We start from the raw sequence: 18,371 nt of genomic DNA, 5'->3' as shown, positions 1-18,371 counted from the left end.
TTCATTCCCCCAGGTCGAGAGTGAGTTTGGTGACGGCGAACGCCTCGGCGTAGCGCGTCTGGCTTTCGATGCCCCGGATCCGGGCCAGGCCGAGGAAGGCCTCCCGGTCGTACCAGGGCCGGTGGCGCTGCGAGGGGTAGTGCTCCTGCAGCAGCCGCACCTTCTGTTCGGCGGTCTCCGGTGACAGCGGCTGGTACGCCACCGGCCGGCCGAGGTCGGCGTCCCACTTGACGATCTCGTAGCCGAGCACGAGGTGGTCGCGGAACGCGGTCGGGACGAGCTGCGCCAGGCCGCGGTGGTCCTGGTGCGCGTCCTCGGTCCGCGGGGCCAGGACGAGGTCCGGCTCGGTCCGCCCGCGCAGCTCCTCGACCGCGGCCTTGGCCTCCTCCCAGTGCGCGGGCAGCCGGCCGTCCGGCAGCTTGAGCACGGTGAGCCGCAGGTCGGCGCCCGGGCAGAAGGCGGCGAGCGCGGCCCGCTCCTCCTGCTCGCGCTCGGTGCCGCCGCCGGAGAGCACCAGCGCGTCGACGCGGACGCCCGGCCGCGCGAGGCACAGCGTCAGGAGCGTGCCGCCGGCGCCGATGGCGATGTCGTCGCAGTGCGCGCCGACCGCGACGATCCGGTCCAGACGCCCGGTCTTGAGCTGGATCACGCGCCCACCCCGGCCCCGTTCCGCTCCCACACGGCCCACGGCCGGTCGCCCCGCGCGTAGGCCTCGTCGAGCGCGGCCCGCTCCTTCACCGTGTCGGTCGGCTTCCAGAAGCCGCGGTGCTGGTGCGCCACCAGGCGGCCCTCCTTGGCCAGGCCCGCGCATCCGTCGGCGACCAGGTCGCCGTTCTCCGGTATGTGGTCGAAGACCTCCTGGCGGAGCACGAAGTAGCCGCCGTTCTCCCACAGCGGCAGGTCGCTCACCGCGGTGATGCCCCCGACCAGGTTGTCCTCGCCGAGCTCCACGCAGTGGAACGAGGACTGCGGCGGCACCACCATCATCGACGCGCCGGCGTCCCGCTGGGAGAACCGCTCGATCATCTCGTCCAGCGGGGCGTCGGTGAGCACGTCGGCGTAGTTGGCGAGGAACATCTCGTCGCCGTCCAGGTGGTGCCGGACCCGGCGCAGCCGCTCACCGATCGGCGACTCGATGCCGGTCTGCGCGAACGTGATCGTCCAGTCGGATATGTCGGTGGACAGCAGCTCGGTCCGCCCGCCGCGCAGGACGAAGTCGTTGGACGTCGTCTCCTCGTAGTGGAGGAAGAAGTCCTTGATGTGGTGCGCCCCGTAGCCGAGGCACAGGATGAACTCCCGGTGCCCGAAGTGCGCGTAGTAGCGCATGACGTGCCAGATCAGCGGCCGCGGACCGACCATCGCCATCGGCTTGGGCACGTCGTCGGAGGTCCCGTTGCGCATGCGCATCCCGTAACCGCCGCAGAACAGCACGACCTTCATCGCTCGACCTCGACAATGCTCAGTTCCGGGATGGGGAAGACAAGGCGGCCGCCCCACTCGTGCACGAAGGACAGCTGCTCGACCAGCTCGGCCCGCAGGTTCCACGGGAGGACGAGGACGTAGTCCGGCCGGTCCTCGGCGATCCGCTCGGGCGGCAGGATCGGGATGCGGGTGCCCGGCGTGAACCTGCCGTGCTTGTACGGGTTGCGGTCGACCGTGTACGCGAGGAGGTCGGGCCGGATGCCGCAGTGGTTGAGCAGCGTGTTGCCCTTGCCGGGGGCGCCGTAGCCGACGACCGTCTCACCGCGGTCGGCCGCCTCGATGAGGAACCGCAGCAGGTCCCGCCGCACCTTCGCCACCCGGTCGGAGAACTCGGTGTACCCGGACAGCTCCTGCAGCCCGGCCGCCTTCTCCCGGTCGAGGACCTCGGCCACACGACCGCTCGGCTCCCCGGCGACCGCCGCAGGCCGGGCCCACATCCGGATGGAACCCCCGTGCGTCGGCAGCAACTCGACGTCCACCAGGGTGAGTCCGCCGCTCGCGAGCGCCCGGATCGCGGACGCGACCGTGTAGTACTGGAAGTGCTCGTGGTAGATCGTGTCGTACTGGTTCTCCTCGATCAGGGTCAGCAGGTGCTGCACCTCGATGGAGACCCAGCCGTCGTCCGCGACCAGGGCACGCAGCCCCTGGGTGAAACCGACCACGTCGGGGATGTGCGCGTACACGTTGTTGGCCACGACCAGGTCCGCCGGGCCGTGCTCCGCGCGGACGGCCGCGCCGGTGTCCGGGCTCAGGAACTCCGTGACCGTGGGCACGCCCGCCTCCCGCGCGGCGGCGCCGACGTTCACCGAGGGCTCGACGCCGAGGCAGCGGATCCCCCGGTCCACCACGTGCTTCAGCAGGTACCCGTCGTTGCTCGCGACCTCGACCACGAACGCGTCGCCGCCGAGGCCGAGCCGCTCCACGACGTCCGTGACGAACGTGCGCGCGTGCTCCACCCAGGACGTCGAGTACGAGGAGAAGTACGCGTACTCGCTGAACGTCTCCTCCGGCGTGATCAGCGGCGGGATCTGCGCCAGCCAGCAGTCGGTGCAGACCCGCAGGTGCAGCGGGTACGCGGGCTCCGGCCGGTCCAGCTGGTCCGCGGCGAGAAAGCTCTCGCACGGTGGCGTCGCCCCCAGATCGACGACGCTCGCCAGCGTCGCCGAGCCGCAGAGTCGGCATCGTGTCATTTACTGCCCCCCATTGATTCCGTCCGACCCGCGATCGCGGTGCGGTACTCCTCCAGCAGACGCTCCAGCCCGACGGCCGGGCTGAAGTGCTGCTCGTAACGGCGCCGGGCCGCACGGCCCATCTCCCGGCTCCGGTCCGGCCCGGCCGTGACCCGGCGCAGGCAGGCGGCGAGCGAGGCCGCCTCGCCCGGCCGGTGCAGCAGCCCCGTAACCCCCTCGTCGACGAGCTCGACGAAGCCGCCGTGAGCGGCGGCGACCGCCGGGACCCCGGCCGCCATCGCCTCGGCGACCACCAGGCCGAACGTCTCCCTCGCCACCGAGGGAGCCACCACGGCGACCGACCGCGCGACGGCCTCCCGGCACTGCGCCGGGTCGTACAGGCCGGCGTACCGCACGTCGTCCCGGCCCGCCGCCCACGCCGTCACCTCCGGCTCCAGCGGGCCCGCCCCGGCGAGCACGAGCGGCACGCCCACACCGCCGTCCGCCGCGAGCGCGTCCCACGCGGCCATGAGCAGCCGCACGCCCTTGGGTTCGGCGAGCCGGCCCAGGTAGAGCACGTGCTCGCCCGGGCCCGTGCGGACGGTGCCCGGATCGGGCACGAAGTTGTGCTTCACCGTGAGCCGCTCGGCCGGCATGCCGGACCGCACCAGGAGGTCGCGCTGCGCCGCGGAGATGCAGAAGAACCGCTCCACGCCCGACCACCAGCGCCGCCGGTTGACCGTCAGGCTGACCGCGAGCGGCACCGTCGCGAGCCGCGAGTTCCGGTAGCAGCCGTGCCGGACGGCGGGCAGCGCCGTCGCCGACCCGACGCACTCGGTGCACGGCCGGCCGTCCCGGTGCAGGGTGCCCGGCGGGCAGACCTGGGTGTAGTTGTGCAGCGTGGCGACGACGGGCACGCCCGCGTCGGCACAGGCGGCGACGACCGCGGGGGAGAGCAGCGGGAAGACGTTGTGCACGTGCACCACGTCCGGCCGGTCGGCGCGGAGCCTGGCCGCCAGCTCCGTACGGACCGCGGGGTTCCACGGCACCAGGAGCGGCACCGCGACCTTGCCGAGGAGGGAACGGCCGGCGATGTCGTCACTGCGCCGCTCGAACACCTCGACCCGGTGGCCGGCCGCCCGCAGCAGCCCCACCTCCTCGTCGACGACCCTGTTCTCGCCGCTCGGCTGCGCCGACGAGTAGCGGTTGTGCACGACCAGTACATGCATGCTCAGATCACCTCCGGGCCCATCGCGGGACACGTATGCGGGGAATGTCGGACCTCTGCCGGGGAATCCCGGGCGTCGGGAGCGGCTCGGCCGGGGCGGGCGCCGCGAGCAGCGAGGCGGCAAGCGCCAGATGCAGCAGATACGCCGAGGCGTCGCCGAGACCGACCTCGGTGTACGAGGAGATCGCGCAGTAGCTGATCAGGAAGATCGCGCAGGCCCGCGACAGCGACGGCGGCCGCAGCAGCGCGATGCCGCCGAGCGCGAGGAGGAACGCCGCCACGAGGGCGACGCCGAGCAGCCCCTGCTCGTTGTAGACGGCCAGCCAGCTGTTGTCGATCGGCAGCCCGTCCCACGACTTGTCGCCCAGGCCCAGGCCGAAGACCGTGTCCCCGGTCGTCCGGGGCGCCGAGAGGAGGGAGTCCCAGACCTTGGCCCGGCCGGTGAGGTTGGAGAAGTTCTCCTGGCTCTGCCCGCGCAGGAACCACGTCCGCAGCGCCGAACCGAACACCACCGCGCCCACCGCGGCGCACAGCACCGCCCACGCGAAGAACCTGCGCGCGGCGCCGCTGGTCAGGAAGAGGGAGCCGATCGCCAGCACCAGGCCGATGATCATGCCGAGCGTCGCCGTCCTGGTGTGGGTCATCGCGAGCAGCACGAACGACGGCACGATGACCACCGCCGCCCCCGCCACCGTGGTCCGGCGGCCCAGCAGGAGCAGCACGGAGAGCCCGATGACCACCGCGGAGTACTGCCCGATCTGCGGCGGCGTGAGCGGCCACAACGCGCCCACGAGACGCCCGCCGTAGTACTCGGGCATGGCCGTGCCCGGCGAGATCACCAGGCCGGCGGCCACAAGGACGAGCACCGCGAAGTACCACCGGATGTGGTACCGGATGAACCTCAGACTGCCGTCCCACCAGCGGCTGAGCAGCCACAGCGTGCCCACGAACAGCGCCAGGCGCGCGCAGCGGAACAGCGCGCCGGCCCCGGCGTCCACGCTGGCGATCAGGCTCGGCACGAGCAGCAGGGTCAGCAGGAACACGAAGGCGCTCGGCCGGATCCGCAGCCGGAGGTTCACGGTGAGCGCCAGCGTGAACGCGCCGACCAGCGCTCCCATGGTGACCATCTGGATGAGGGAGCGGGGGATCGTGACGACGGTCTTCGCCCCGGCGGAGCCGAGCACGTTGAGGGCGAGGAGCACCCAGGCCGCCCCGACCGCCTTCGGCACCTCGTCCGCGTGCCTCTCGGCGGTAAGCATCTCAACCACCGTCCCGCGCGCGGAAGGTGCTGCCCGCGTCCTGCCCGTACGGCGCGCCCTGCCACTGCCCGGAGCCGAGCGTCCGGCCGGCGTCGTGGGCGACGAACGTCCACGGCCCGACGTAGACGTTGTCGTGCCAGCGGTTGTCCTGGCGGAGGGTGATCGCCTGCGCCACCCGGTCGCCCTTGTACGGCGACCAGTCCGGAGAGGTGCCGTCGTTGGAGAGCACCGCCATGCGGTCGCACAGGACCGTGCAGCCGAGGACGGACTTGTCGAGGACGAAGCGGTTGCCGTGGATGTCCACCCGCTGCGTCTTCCACCGGCAGTCCGCGTAGAGCGGGGCGGTCGCGATCCCGGGCCGCGCGCAGCGCTTGGTGTCCTTCACAAGCAGGGTGCAGTAGCCCGTCGAGGTGTTGGCCGGGCTGTTGCAGAACCGGTCGGCGTTCTCCCACAGGGTGATCCCCGACCAGTTGTCCTCGAGGACGTTCCCGTAGATCTCGATCCTGTCGGTACGGGCGCGGATCCGCGGCTCGCCGCCCGCCTCGGACACGTACACCGTCGCGTACGGGAAGTCGTCGCCGTCCTTGGCGGCCGCGCGGCCCTCGACCCAGTTGTTCCGCCGGATCGTGTTGTTCCGGATGACCGCGTTGTAGCTGGTCTCGTACATCAGCGCGGCGCCGTCGTTGGCTTCGAGGACATTGCCCTCGAAGAGGAAGTCGTTGTTGTCGTTGTCCGCCCACAGCCCGGTCCCGCGGTTGTCGTGCACCCAGTTGCCGCGGATATCGGCGCCGTCGACCGCCCAGAACTTGATGCCCCCGGTGCAGCCGCAGCCCGGCTGCTTCCGCTCCCAGTCGTCGGTGTTGTTGCCCGTGATCTCGTTGCCCTCGACGACCAGGCCCTTGATGGAGTCACCGGTCTTGTACGCGTTCATCCCGTACTGCCCGTTGCCGCGCAGGCAGCTGGCGCGGAGCTGCTGGCGGGCACCGGCCATCAGCCCGGCACCGGAGTTGTGCTGGATCGTCGCGTGCTCGATCACCCAGCCGTCGGCCATGTCGTGGTTGACCACGCCCTCGTCCTGCGGCGCGGTGAAACCCTGCACGGTCAGGTACCGGATGGTGACGTCGCGGGCGGTGCCGCCGAACGCGTAATGGTTGGTCCTCGCGCCGTCGAGCACCGCGCCCGGCGCCCCGAGGTACGTGTTCCCCTCTTTGGCGAGGACCTGGTCGTACTCGCCCGGCTCCAGCCTGTGCCGGCCCGGCCGCAGCCAGAACGTCGTGTGCGGCGGGCTGTCCTCGGTCTTCGCGGCCAGGTCACCGACGACCCCGGGGTCGACCGTCACCGCGCCCGCCGGAGCCTGCGCGGGACCGGCCGCCGGCTTGGCGCACACCCGGGCCACGGCCGCGGACGCGGACGGAGCGGCGGTGGCCTTCGGCCGCGCGTCCGGCTTCGACCCCGCGTCCGGCGTGCCGCTCTCGCAGCCGGTCGCCACGAGCAGCGCGAGCAGGGCCGCCGGCACCGCCCGGTGCCGCCACGTGATCCCCAAGGTTTCCCTTCCTATCCGTGGAACCCGAGTACGGTGACGAACTCCGCGCCGTCGGCGACGCCCGTGCCGACCAGCGTGGTGGCGGGCTCCTTGCGCCCGAAGCCCGCGGAGTACCAGCCGAGCATGGGGTATCCCCTGCTCGAAGAGCTTGGGGAACGGTCGCTCTCGCCGCGGTGCGCCCGCCAGGACAGCCGCGCGGGCAGGTCGAGCACCGCGGAGCGGTCCTCGCCGTCCACGGTCCAGCTGAGCACCGCCCGGCTCCCGACCAGCTCCGCCGACACCGCCGGGCCGAGGTGGAACGCCAGCTCCACGGCCGCGCGCGGGCCGCCCCGCACCTCGTCGACCACCCGCAGCTCCCGGCTCGCGGCCGTCAGCTCCACCCGGCGACGGTGCGTCGAGGGCCGGTAGCCGTCGTGCTCGGCGCACCAGCGGGACACCTCCGGGTTCGAGGTGTCCGCGACCAGGACGCGGCTCTCGGCGTGCCGGGTCCACAGGAACGGGCCGCCGGAGACGGACTGGTCACGGCCGTCGAGCCGCAGGGTGTTGTGGCCGAGGGTCGACCGGAAGTACTGCCGCCACTCGGGCTGCCCGTGATAGCAGTACGTCCCCGGGTCGGCGAGCACGTCGACCCCGTCGTGCCGGACCTCCACGGACAGGGCGTCCGCGTGCCCGTGCGCGGCGATGGAAAGGAACCCGTGCGGGCCGCCGTCGCAGCGGACCCAGATGTCTCCCGGACCCCGGAAGACCGTCATGCCCGCGTCGGGGAAGTGGACCGGCCGGCTCGCCGGGCGGGTCCAGCTCCTGACGCCGGGCCTGATCAGCGCGGCGAGCAGCGCGGTGCGCACATCGGTGCCGGGGACCTCCGGCCACCAGGCGAGCCGGCCGAACACGGCGTCGCCGGTGGCGAGGAGCGAGCCCCAGCGGTCGGTGCCCGCGCCGTCCACGACCAGACCGTGCCCGTCGTCCGCGTCCCCCTGGCGCGGCGGCCGCAGCCGGTTGTCCACGACGGCCGCGAGCGCGTCGGTCATCCGCAGCAGCACGAGCCGGACCGTCGCGGGCACCGGCACGCCGGCGGCGTCCGCCTCGGCCAGCGCGGCCAGGCCGAGTTCGAGGACGAGGCCGTGGTACTCGGAGGCCAGCTCGCGGTTGAGGCCGGACAGGAAGGTGTTGCTCCGCAGGTGCCGGTCGAGGGAGCGCAGCGCGTCGTCCCGCCAGCGCGCCGAGGACGGGAACCAGCCGAACGCGCAGGCCGCGGCGAACTGCCCGGCGGCCTCCGCGATGACGTGGTTGTTCGCCGACGACCCCCGGCTCGGGAAGGCGGCCAGCCAGCGCTGGTGGTACCAGATCTGCCGGAGCGCCACCGGGTTCTCCTCGAACAGCGCGGCCGCGCCCGGCCAGCCGTCGAGCAGCCGGCGGACCCACACCCAGGACAGCAGCCGGATCCCCAGCTCGATGCCGCTGGTCCAGTGCACCCCGCGCAGCGGCGGGTTGGCCGCCCACCACGACCGCAGGTGGCCGGCCACCCGCTCCGCGTACCGCTCGTCCCGGGTCACCGCGTAGGCGGCGGCGAGCACGGTGAGGTACTGGTGCCGGGACGGCTCCCAGATCTGCTTGATGTCCCCGACCGTCTCCTCGTCCCGGTACGGCACGTCGAAGGCGTACCCCGAAGGCGCCCGGCGCCCGGTCTTCGGGTCGAACGACCAGTCGGGGTCGGCCAGGTCGTCGCGCTCCACCCCGAAGTACTCGGCGTGCCCGGCCATCAGCCGGTCCGCCTCGGCGACGAGACGCTTCGCGGCGTCCGGAGCCACCGCGTCGAGCGTCCCGGCGGGGAGTACGGCGGTGAACCGGGCGCCGGTCACGACCGGGCAGTCCGGCAGCGCCGTCCGCCACCGCCGTCTGCGGACCGCGTCGACCGCCCGGCCGCCGACCTCCTGCGGCCCCATCGCGGACAGCCGGCGCAGGTACCAGCCCGGACTCATCGTCATCGCCGCTTCTCCAGCGTCACCGGCGCGCCGCCCGCAAGCCCGGCCGGAACGGCGAGGGTGGCCGCCGTGGTGGCGACGAGCGACTCCAGCGGCACCGGCATCGGCCCCCCGGTCCGCACGGCCCGGACGAACGCGGCCAGTTCGGCGTTCTGACCCTTGTCGCGGGCCTTGGGCAGCCGCGAACTGACCCACTTCTCGGGGCCGTACACCGAGGCCCGGACGAAGTCGTCGAGCCGCAGGACCTTGCCGTCGGCGACGAGGTCGAGGGTCTCCTTCGGGTAGCCGGAGGCGCCGGTGGTGACGTAGCTGAGGGCGGCGGTGGAGCCGTCCGGGTAGCGCAGGACGACCTGGAGGTCCTCGTTGCCGGGTGTGGCGACCGCGTACACCGAGACCGGGTCGGCGTCGAGCAGCCAGCTCGCCGTGTCGATGAAGTGCCCGCCCTCACCGGCGAACCGCGAGCCCTCGCTGCCCTGCCGGAGGTACCAGCTGCCGTGCTCCAACCGCCCGGCGTTGACCAGGTAGCGGAGGTTCGCCGGGCCGGTCCGGGCACCGAACCGCTTCTTCGCCTCCTGGAGCAGCGGCGCGAACCGGCGGTTGAAGCCCACCTGCAGCCGGTCGTTGCCGGACTCCTCCACCGCCGCGAGCACACCGGCCAGCTCGTCCTCGGTGAGCGCCAGCGGCTTCTCCACGAACACCGCCTTGCCGGCGAGCAGCGCCTTCCGGGTCAGGTCGGCGTGCGAGCTGTGCCGGGTGACCACGAACACCGCGTCGATCTTCGGGTCGCCGAGCACGGCGTCGAGATCGGTGGTCGCCCGGGCGAAGCCGAACTTCCGCTGCGCGTTGGCCGCGGACAGGGCCGTCGTGGTGACGACCGTGGACAGCTCGACGCCCTCGCGCCCGGTCAGGTGCGGCAGCAGCATCGACGTGGCGTAGTTGCCCGCGCCGACGAACGCGAGCCGTACCGGCGAACCGGCGGGCCGTGCCTTCGCCGGCTTCACGTTCACCGCGGGCACGGCCACCGCCGGAGCCTCCGCCCCGGCCTCCTCCGCCTGCTCGGGATACCGGAACAGCACGGCCACGGCCTTCAGTTCGCCGTCCTTCAGCGACCGGTACGTCCCGACGGCGTCGTCGAAGTCGGCGACGTGCGAGACCAGGGGCTCCACGTCGACGCGGCCCCGGGCCATGAGGTCGAGGAAGCACGCCAGGTTACGGCGCTCGGTCCAGCGCACGTAGCCGATCGGGTAGTCCCGCCCCTCCAGCTCGTACTCCGGGTCGTATCGCCCCGGGCCGTAACTGCGGGAGAAGCGGACGTCGAGCTCCTTCTCGTAGTACGCGTTCCACGGCAGGTCCAGACGGCACTTGCCGATGTCGACGACCCGGCCGCGGTCCCGGCAAAGGCGCGCGGCCAGCTCGACGGGCTGGTTGCTGCCGCCGCCGGCCGCCAGATACACCTGGTCCACGCCGTGACCGCCGGTGAGCTCGGCGACGGCGGCCTCCACGGAGGCCGAACCGGGATCGCCGCAGGCCTCGGCGCCCAGGCGCTCGGCGAGCTCGCAGCGCGCCGGGTCGGGGTCGGCGCCGACGACGCGGACGCCCGCGGCGGCGAGGAGCTGCACCACCAGCTGCCCGATCAGACCGAGGCCGATGACGAGCGCCACCTCGCCCAGCTGCGGCTCGCCCTGGCGGATGCCCTGGAGCGCGATGGACCCGACGGTGCCGAAGGCCGCGTGCCGCGGCGCGAGGCCGTCCGGCACCGGGGTGTACAGGTTCTTCGGCACCCAGTTCAGCTCGGCGTGCAGCGCGTGCTCGTTGCCGGCGCAGGCCACGAGGTCGCCGACCTTCACGTCGTCGACCCCGGCGCCGACCTGCTCGACCACCCCGCACAGCGAGTAGCCAAGGGGGGTGTACGAGTCCAGCTTGCCCATCACCTTGCGGTAGGTCGCGGGCACCCCGTTGGTGGCCACGCTCTGCACGACCTTGGCCACCTGGTCCGGGCGCGAGCGGGCCTTGCCGAGCATCGACATGCCGGCCTCGGAGACCTTCATCAGCTCGGTCCCGGTGGATATCAGCGAGTAGGCGGTCCGGACGAGGACACCGCCCGGCTTGCACCCCGGCACCGGAACGTCGAGCACGGCCAGTTCGCCGCTCTTGTAGTTCTGTACGACCTGTTTCACCGAAGTCCTCTTGTTCTCTACGCGGTCAGGGAAGCGGTCTGGCCGGACCCGGAGGTCGCGCCGCGGTACCAGTACTCGAGGGTCAGCACATGCCACAGATGCTTGGAGTGGTCCCGGTGCCCGGCCGCGTCCTCGGCGGCGAGCCGCGCCAGGGCGTCGCGGCGCAGGAACCCGGAGCGGACGAGCTCGCCGTCGTGGATCACCTCTTGCACCAGCGGCGCCAGGTCCCGGCTCATCCAGGCGCGCAGCGGGGCGCTGAACAGGCCCTTGGGCCGGTACACGATCTCCCGGGGCAGCACCGAGGCCGCCGCCTCCTTGAGGACCGCCTTGCCCTGCCGTCCCACGATCTTGCGGTCGCCGGGCACGGTGAACGCCGCCTTGACCACCTCGACGTCCACGTACGGCACCCGCACCTCGGTCGACGCGGCCATGCTCGACCGGTCCGTGTACGCGAGGTTCAGGCCCGGCAGGAACATCCGGGAGTCGCCCAGGCACATGCGGTTGACGAAGTCGTCGAGCTCGTTGTCCTCGTACACGTCGGCGTGCTCGGTCAGCACGTCGTCGACCGTCCCGGCCAGGTCCGGGTCGATCAGGCCGAGCAGCTCGTCCCGGTCGTACATCGTGTAGCTCCGCCGGAACGCGGTCTCCTCCGGCAGATCGGCGAAGGACAGGAACCGCTTCGCGAACCGCACCGACCGGTACCCCCGGCGGGCCGAGGCGACCGGCAGCCGGTCCACGGCCGCGGACACGCCGCGCCGCAACGGCCCGGGGACGCGCTGGTAGCGCAGCGCGATCAGGTTGGCCAGATGCTTGCGGTACCCGGCGAACAGCTCGTCGGCACCCATCCCCGACAGCATCACCTTCACCCCGGCCTCCCGGGCGGCCGAGCAGATCAGGAAGGTGTTGATAGCGGCGGGATCGCCGATCGGCTCGTCCAGGTGGTACGTCATCCGCGGCAGCAGGTCGAGCACGTCCGGAGCGATCTCGATCTCGCGCAGGTCGACGCCGAACCGCTCGGCCACCTGCCGGGCGTAGCGCAGATCGTCCGGCATCGCCTCGAACTTGGCGTCCTCCGCGCGGAACCCGATCGTGTAGGCCGAGATCCCCGGCTGCTCACGGGCCGCGAGCGCGGTCAGATAGCTGGAGTCGAGCCCGCCCGACAGGAACGTCGCCACGGGGACGTCGGACAGCAGATGACGCCGGGTCGACTCCTCGACGATCGCGGCGAGATCCGGCAGCTCGCCGGCCAGGGCCCGCTCCCGGCCCTCGGCGGCGACGTCCTTCAGGTGCCAGAACCGGCCGCGCTCCACCCGCCCGTCGGGCCGGCACCGCAGCCAGCTCCCCGGCGGCAGCTTCTCCGCCTCGCGGAACGCGCACCGCGAGTCCGGCACCCAGTAGTAGAGCAGCGAGGCCACCAGGGCCGCGTGGTCCACCTCGAGGGACCCGCCGGTCACGGCGGCGAGCGCCTTGAGCTCGGAGGCGAACACCAGGCCCTCGCCGCGCCGCAGCAGGAACAGCGGCTTGATGCCCAGCTGGTCGCGGGCCAGCACCAGCTCACCGGTGCGCTCGTCGAAGATCCCGAACGCGAACATGCCGCGCAGCCGGGGCAGACAGCCCGTGCCCCAGCGCCGCCAGGCCTCCAGGAGCACCTCGGTGTCCGACGTACCGCGGAAGCGCACACCGGCCGCCGCCAGCTCGGCCCGCAGCTCGGGCGCGTTGTACAGCTCACCGTTGTACGTCAGGACGAGGCCGTCCGAGGCCATCGGCTGGGCGCCGGTCTCGGACAGGTCGACGATGGACAACCGCCGGTGCCCCAGGTGCACTTCGCCGTCACCGACGGGGTGGCCGTACCGGCCTGCCCCGTCAGGACCGCGATGGGCGAGGACATCGGTGAGCCGGTCGGTCACTTCCTTCCCGTCAGGCCACCGGTACGTGCCTGCGATGCCACACATGTGCTACCGAGCCTCCTGGTCGCTGTCCGGGACCGTCGCCCACGCGGGCAGCCGCTCCCTGTGCCGCCTGCCCGTGCCGTTCGGCAGGGCCGGCCCCTCGTTCCGGCCGCGCGGCGCGGCCTGCGGCCCCCCGTCCCACAGCGTGCCGTCGGTCCGGTCACGCGGATCGGGGTCGATCAGCACCACACCGAGCACGAGGATGCGCTGCTCGGCGAGTTGCCGCGCCACGGTGTGCAGCCAGGCGGCACTCTCGTGACCGGCCCGCACGACGAGCACGGTCCGCGTGCCGAGGTACGGCAGGTCGGTCCACGCCGCGCCGGGCGCCACCGAGCCGACGCCGAGCCGGCGCTCCTGGTGTGCCACGGCCGCGGCACGCTCCAGGCCGACCACGGTCGGGTCTCCGGGCCGCGGTCGGCGGTCGGCGAGCTCCGGTCCCGGCAGGCCGTCGACGACGACCACCGGACCCTCCGCGCCCAGGGCCCCGGCGAGGTCCAGGGCGATCACGCTCGCGCCGCGCGCGCAGCCCAGTTCGAGGAGGGACATCGGCTCCGCCGAGCCGCGCGCGGTGCGGGCCAGGGACGCGGTCAGCCGCGTCCGGGCCGCCCGGGTCCGGCGGCGCCGCCACCGTCGGCCCGGCCGCCCGGGCAGCTCCGCGATCACCGAGACGCCGAGGTTCGCGGCGATCTCCCGGCGCAGCACGGGACGGTCCGCCACCACCGTGCCGACGGCCGCGACCGCGAGCCCCAGGACGAGCCCGAGGACGAGCCCGATCCCGGCGTCCTTGGCGACGGTCTTGAGCAGGGAGCGCTTGACCGGGCGCGGGTCGTCCACGATCTGCGTGCCGGAGATCAGCCGGGGCGTGCCGATGTGGGCCTGCTCGGCGCGCTGGCTGAAGTCGGAGATCCGCGAGGTGAGTTCGGCCCGGCGGGCGAACAGCGACTCCGTGTTCGCGGAGCCCTTCGGCGCGTCCTCCGGCGTCCCGCCCCCGATCTCCTTGTTGACCTGGGCGAGTTCGTCCCGCAGCCGGTCCCGCTGGTCGAGCAGGGCCTTCGCGTCGGCGTTCGCCGCCTGCTGTATCCGCCGCACGTGGTCCGCGACGAACGCGTCGGCCAGCGCCTTGGCGCGGGCCACCGCCTCCGCCTCGCTGTCACCCCTCGCGTTGATCTGCAGCAGGTTGTTCGTCAGGCCGAGACCGTCGTACTCCTTCATGAACTCCTCGGGCTTCTCCGAGGACTTGAGTGCCTTGAGGGCGCCATCGGCGATCCGCGTGGTCTGCAGCAGCGCCACGTCGGTGCGGATCAGAGTCCCGGGGTCGTTCGGCTGGTCCTCCTGCCGGGCGACGAGCACCTTCGTCATCGCGGTCGGCGGCACCGGCAGCAGGACCGCCACCGCCGCGCCGAGGACGAGACCGAGCAGCGCGAGCGAACCCCAGAGCCGGCGGCGCCTGCGGACCGCCACCACCAGGGAGTGCAGATCGAGCAGCGGCCCGGCGGCAGGCGACTCCGCGGTCGTACGTGTCGTCACGCCGCACCTCCCGTCGCGTCGGCGCCCACGGCGACCGCCGGTGTCGCGGCCTCCCGGGTCCGGCCGGCGGACCGCTTCGTACGGCTGCGGATGGTGCCGGCGAGGACGACGCCGACGACCTCGTGCCCGGCGTCCGCGCACGCCTCGGCGATCCCGGCGAGCTCGGCGGCCGTCCACTGGCCCGCGCTGAGCACGACGAGGGCGCCGGACGCGTCGTCGCGGTCCGGCACCATCGGCTCGGACATCGACACGCCCACCATCCGCAGCGCGGGCTCGCTTCCGGCCTCGGTGACGAGCTGCCCGGCGGCCCGGCGGGCGATCGGGTCGCCGTCCGGGACGACGACGAGCAGCCGCCCGGTGTCCGGCAGCCGGTCCCGGAGCCGGGCGCAGACCCGCCGGTAGCGGATCTGCCGGCCCGCCTCGTCGCCCGAGCGCGGGGGAGGGACGTCCCACCGGACGTCGATGCCGAGGAGCCGGCGGAACCAGGTCCGCGGGCCGCGGCCCTCCGGCCGGTGCGCGTGCTTCTCACCGGGCACGTCGACGGTGCCGAGAGGGGCCACGCCGAGGGCCCCGGCGATCTCCCCCTCGGTGCGCAGACGGCGGCTCATCCGCGCGGCGGTGAGGTGCCCGATGACCGTGACCAGGAAGAACAGCAGCGCCCCGGCGGCGATGAGCTGCGGCCTCGTCGGCGGGGCCTCGCCGGTGGGCCGGGCCGCCGGGCCCATGACCACCATGTGGGCCTTGCTCGACGTGGGGTCGGCCTGGCCCAGCTTCTCGATGGCCGACTGCAGCGAGGTGCGCAGCCCTTCGAGCTCGGTACGGGTCTGCACGCTCTCCACGCTCCGCCCCGTACCGGACGCGTCGGCCAGTTCGGTGATGCGGCGGCTGGTCTGCACGACCGTCTGCCGCAGGGTCTCGAGCCGTGCCGCCGCCTCCGGGTCGGCGTTGTCGCCCACGATCCGCGCGGCGAAGGCGACGAACTGCTCGGCCACCTGGTCGGAGAGCTGCTGAGCGCGCTCGGGCGTGTCGGCGGTGCCCGAGATCTCGATGATGTTCCCGTCGGCGGCCTTGGCGGTCACACGGTCCTTCAGCTCGGTCGTGCCGGTCCCGGTCCAGTGGAGCGCGGACGCCACGCGGTCGATCACCACCGAGCTGGTGGCGACCTCCGCCTGGGTCCGCAGCTCGCGCTCCTCCCAGGCGCCCGGCAGCAGGACGGACGCCGAGGTCGTGTAGCGCGGCGGGATCAGCAGGGAGGTGCCGTACCCGACGAGCGCGCCCACGAGGACGACGACGGTGAGCAGCCGCCGTCGCCGACGCAGGATCCGCCCGATCGTGACCAGACGTATGGTGTCATCGCTCAACGGGGCGGCCTCGTCCCTTCCCGGTCGGTGTCGTCCGCCTCCGAGCCGCCGGCGTCCGTGCCGTCTGCGTGTGCGCCGTCCGCCCCCGTGCCGTCCGCCGACGCCGGAGCGTGCGGACGGCAGGCGGCGGCGTAGGCGGCGAGCAGTGCGCGCTGGGAGTTCGGCCAGGACAGCGGCCCGCCGATCCGCTCCTGGCCGATCTTGCCCATGAGCTCCCGCTTCTCCGGATCGTCGAGGAGCAGCGCGACCAGCCGGGCGAACTCGGCCTCGTCGTTGGCGGGCGCGTAGACGGCGGCGTCACCGGCGGAGACCCGCGCCTCCCGGAGGTCGAAGGACACGATCGGCCGGCCCATGACCATGTACTCCAGGACCTTGTTCATGGTCGACACGTCGTTGAGCGGATTGTGCGGGTCGGGGGAGAGGCACACGTCGGCGGTGGACAGGTAGCGCACCAGATCGGCGTCCGGGATCCGCCCGGTGAACTCCACCTGCTCCGAGAGCCCCAGCTCCCGGGACAGCTCCACCATCGCGTCGAAGGTGTCGCCGCCGCCGACGAACACCGCGTGCCAGTCGCTCCGTCCGACCTCGTCGCGCAGCTTCGCGAGGGCGCGCAGGGCGTAGTCGACGCCGTCCTGCGGGCCCATCACGCCGAGGTAGCACAGCAGATGGGGCTTGCCGCGCTTCAACTCCGGCTCGGGCGGCACGGGGTGGAACCGGTCGATGTCCGGGGCGCTGCGCACCACGAACACGTCCGAGGGCCGCCGGCCGCCACGGCGTACCGCCACGTCCTTGTAGCTCTCGTTCGTGGCAAGCACGACGTCCGCGGCCCGGTACGTCATCCGTTCGAGCGCGCACACGCCGCGGTAGAGCAGGTCCTCGCCGCGGTCGAACCGGGACAGGTACAGCTCGGGCACCAGGTCGTGCTGGTCGAAGACGAACCGCGTCCCGCGCCGTTTCAGCCAGAGCGCGGGCAGGAACAGCAGGTCGGGCGGGTTGCAGGCGTGGACCACGTGGACCGGGCCGACCTTCCGGGCCAGCCGGAAGGTGTGCCACAGCGCCGATCCGTACTCCTTGAGGTATCCGGCCGGACCTCCGGTGGCCGCGCGCAGCGGGTAGCGGTGGATCCGCACCCCGTCGATCTCCACCTCCCGCTCCGTGTCCCGCTTGCTTCCCTGCGGGCAGATGACGTCCACCGTCCAGCCCGCGTCGCGCAGCGTCGTGCACTCCTGCCACACCCGCCGGTCGAACGGCACCGACAGGTTCTCCACCAGGATCAGCGCGCGACGCTCCGGCCGCCCGCCCCTGGACGTGTTACCAAGCAAGACCCATGTACCCCGGTTCGGCCCGCCGCGCGTCGGCGTCGGGAAGGTGGACGAGATCGACGATCACCGGGCCGTCGCCGTGGGGGAGCGCCGAAAGGACGGCCGGATCCCTGGTGCCGACCAGGCAGACCTCGGCGTGTGCGAGCACCTCGTCGACGGAGTCCGTGAGCAGCTGCGCGAGGTGCGGCAGCCGGGACTCGATGTACTCGCGGTTCGCGCCGAGCAGCCGCGACAGGTGCACGTTGGCGTCGTAGATCCGCAGCTCGTACCCCTTGCCGTAGAGCCGCTCGGCCAGTTCGACGAGCGGGCTCTCGCGGAGGTCGTCGGTGCCGGGCTTGAAGGAGAGCCCGAACAGGCCGACCCGGCGCTTGCCGGTGCGCTCGACCAGCTCCACCGCCCGCTGGAGGTGGTCCGCGTTGGAGGGCAGCACGTGGGAGAGGATGGGCACCGAGACGTCGGCCCGCTGCGCCGCGTGGACCAGGCTGCGCAGGTCCTTGGGCAGGCAGGAGCCGCCGAAGGCGAAGCCGGGCCGCAGATAGGCGGGGCTGATGTTCAGCTTGCGGTCGGCCAGGAACACGTCGATCACCTGGTGCGAGTCGACCCCGAGCGCCTGGCACACGGCGCCCAGCTCGTTCGCGAAGCCGATCTTGAGGCCGTGGAAGGCGTTGTCCGCGTACTTGATGGCCTCGGCCACCGGGACGGGCACCCGGAACACCTCGCCGGGCAGGCCCTCGTACAGCGCCGCCACCACATCGCCGCTCGCCGCGTCGAGTTCGCCGATGACGGTCTTGGGCGGGTCGAAGAAGTCCCGCACGCTCGTGCCCTCGCGCAGGAACTCCGGGTTGACCGCGACCCCGACGTCCACGCCGGCCGTGCCGCCGACGTTCTTCTCCAGGATCGGCACGAGCAGGTTCAGGCAGGTGCCCGGGAGCATGGTGCTGCGGAAGACGACGGTGTGCCGCCCGCCCCGCTCGGCGAGCGCGGCGCCGATCTCCTCGGTGACCCGCTCCAAGTACGTCGTGCACAGGCTGCCGTTGGGCTCCGAGGGCGTGCCCACGCAGATCAGCGACACCTCGCTGTCCGCGATCGCCTCGCGGACGTCGCCGGTGGCGCGCAGCGCCCCGGTCTTCACGACCTCGGCGACGAGCTCGCCGATCCCCTCCTCGACCACCGGGGCCCTGCCGTCGTTGACCAGGTCGACCTTCACCGGGTTCACGTCCACCCCGATGACCTCATGACCCATGCTGGCCAGGCACGCGGCCGACACACAGCCCACGTAGCCGAGCCCGAACACGCTGATTCTCATGACCCGTTCCTCCCCCCAGGCAGGCCCTTCCGGCCTGCGGTCCGCGTGCGGGCCGGACGACTTCCC

General features: G+C 72.8%; 13 protein-coding genes. All 13 read right to left on the bottom strand.

The window, feature by feature from the left end; translation table 11 throughout:
- Position 1: 1 nt before the first annotated feature.
- Genes ACZ7HT_RS20650 through ACZ7HT_RS20590 form a run of 13 tightly spaced genes read right to left on the bottom strand, consistent with a single transcriptional unit; the run spans position 2 to position 18,305 of the window.
- A complete protein-coding gene (locus ACZ7HT_RS20650; protein WP_471167662.1) occupies positions 2–649 on the bottom strand; it encodes a PIG-L deacetylase family protein in 648 nt (215 codons plus the stop codon).
- Positions 646–1,440, bottom strand: coding sequence for a glycosyltransferase family protein (locus ACZ7HT_RS20645; RefSeq protein WP_471167660.1), 795 nt, complete (start codon positions 1,438–1,440; stop codon positions 646–648). The genes ACZ7HT_RS20650 and ACZ7HT_RS20645 overlap by 4 nt, the downstream gene beginning before the upstream one ends.
- Positions 1,437–2,672, bottom strand: coding sequence for a class I SAM-dependent methyltransferase (locus ACZ7HT_RS20640; RefSeq protein WP_471167658.1), 1,236 nt, complete (start codon positions 2,670–2,672; stop codon positions 1,437–1,439). The genes ACZ7HT_RS20645 and ACZ7HT_RS20640 overlap by 4 nt, the downstream gene beginning before the upstream one ends.
- Positions 2,669–3,880 carry a glycosyltransferase gene (locus tag ACZ7HT_RS20635; RefSeq protein WP_471167655.1) on the bottom strand — a complete coding sequence of 404 codons (1,212 nt, stop codon included), beginning with the start codon at positions 3,878–3,880 and terminating at the stop codon, positions 2,669–2,671. Before ACZ7HT_RS20635 ends, ACZ7HT_RS20640 begins: the two co-directional genes overlap by 4 nt.
- A gap of 7 nt (positions 3,881–3,887) precedes the next feature.
- On the bottom strand, positions 3,888–5,138 hold the full coding sequence (locus ACZ7HT_RS20630) for an O-antigen ligase domain-containing protein (RefSeq protein WP_471167653.1): 1,251 nt from the start codon (positions 5,136–5,138) through the stop codon (positions 3,888–3,890).
- A 1-nt stretch (position 5,139) separates the two neighbouring features.
- Positions 5,140–6,681 carry a right-handed parallel beta-helix repeat-containing protein gene (locus ACZ7HT_RS20625; RefSeq protein ID WP_471167651.1) on the bottom strand — a complete coding sequence of 514 codons (1,542 nt, stop codon included), beginning with the start codon at positions 6,679–6,681 and terminating at the stop codon, positions 5,140–5,142.
- An 11-nt stretch (positions 6,682–6,692) separates the two neighbouring features.
- Complete coding sequence (locus ACZ7HT_RS20620) at positions 6,693–8,666, bottom strand: alginate lyase family protein (RefSeq protein ID WP_471167649.1); 1,974 nt, start codon at positions 8,664–8,666, stop codon at positions 6,693–6,695.
- Positions 8,663–10,840: a bi-domain-containing oxidoreductase gene (locus ACZ7HT_RS20615; RefSeq protein ID WP_471167646.1), complete on the bottom strand. Its 2,178-nt coding sequence runs from the start codon at positions 10,838–10,840 to the stop codon at positions 8,663–8,665. Before ACZ7HT_RS20615 ends, ACZ7HT_RS20620 begins: the two co-directional genes overlap by 4 nt.
- A 17-nt stretch (positions 10,841–10,857) precedes the next feature.
- Entirely contained in the window at positions 10,858–12,792 is a 1,935-nt protein-coding gene (gene asnB / locus ACZ7HT_RS20610) for an asparagine synthase (glutamine-hydrolyzing) (RefSeq protein WP_471167643.1), read from the bottom strand.
- Between the two features lie 3 nt (positions 12,793–12,795).
- Positions 12,796–14,316, bottom strand: a complete 1,521-nt coding sequence (locus ACZ7HT_RS20605) for a Wzz/FepE/Etk N-terminal domain-containing protein (protein ID WP_471167641.1) — start codon at positions 14,314–14,316, stop codon at positions 12,796–12,798.
- Positions 14,313–15,677, bottom strand: a complete 1,365-nt coding sequence (locus ACZ7HT_RS20600) for a Wzz/FepE/Etk N-terminal domain-containing protein (protein ID WP_471167638.1) — start codon at positions 15,675–15,677, stop codon at positions 14,313–14,315. Before ACZ7HT_RS20600 ends, ACZ7HT_RS20605 begins: the two co-directional genes overlap by 4 nt.
- Positions 15,674–16,999 carry a glycosyltransferase family 4 protein gene (locus tag ACZ7HT_RS20595; RefSeq protein ID WP_471167635.1) on the bottom strand — a complete coding sequence of 442 codons (1,326 nt, stop codon included), beginning with the start codon at positions 16,997–16,999 and terminating at the stop codon, positions 15,674–15,676. Before ACZ7HT_RS20595 ends, ACZ7HT_RS20600 begins: the two co-directional genes overlap by 4 nt.
- The gene (locus ACZ7HT_RS20590) at positions 16,989–18,305 is read right to left on the bottom strand and encodes a nucleotide sugar dehydrogenase (protein ID WP_471167633.1); all 1,317 of its coding nucleotides are present in this window, start codon (positions 18,303–18,305) and stop codon (positions 16,989–16,991) included. Before ACZ7HT_RS20590 ends, ACZ7HT_RS20595 begins: the two co-directional genes overlap by 11 nt.
- Positions 18,306–18,371: the final 66 nt, after the last annotated feature.

This window comes from Streptomyces sp. NPDC037410 (assembly GCF_055602235.1).
This window is presented reverse-complemented; position numbering and strand designations above follow the sequence as displayed.

What these genes read in the sequence shown, in the direction of transcription:
- ACZ7HT_RS20645 (WP_471167660.1), bottom strand. Translation starts at nt 1,440, where the DNA reads ATGAAGGTCGTGCTGTTCTGCGGCGGTTACGGGATGCGCATGCGCAAC.
- ACZ7HT_RS20640 (WP_471167658.1), bottom strand. Translation starts at nt 2,672, where the DNA reads ATGACACGATGCCGACTCTGCGGCTCGGCGACGCTGGCGAGCGTCGTC.
- ACZ7HT_RS20635 (WP_471167655.1), bottom strand. Translation starts at nt 3,880, where the DNA reads ATGCATGTACTGGTCGTGCACAACCGCTACTCGTCGGCGCAGCCGAGC.
- ACZ7HT_RS20630 (WP_471167653.1), bottom strand. Translation starts at nt 5,138, where the DNA reads ATGCTTACCGCCGAGAGGCACGCGGACGAGGTGCCGAAGGCGGTCGGG.
- ACZ7HT_RS20620 (WP_471167649.1), bottom strand. Translation starts at nt 8,666, where the DNA reads ATGACGATGAGTCCGGGCTGGTACCTGCGCCGGCTGTCCGCGATGGGG.
- asnB (WP_471167643.1), bottom strand. Translation starts at nt 12,792, where the DNA reads ATGTGTGGCATCGCAGGCACGTACCGGTGGCCTGACGGGAAGGAAGTG.
- ACZ7HT_RS20590 (WP_471167633.1), bottom strand. Translation starts at nt 18,305, where the DNA reads ATGAGAATCAGCGTGTTCGGGCTCGGCTACGTGGGCTGTGTGTCGGCC.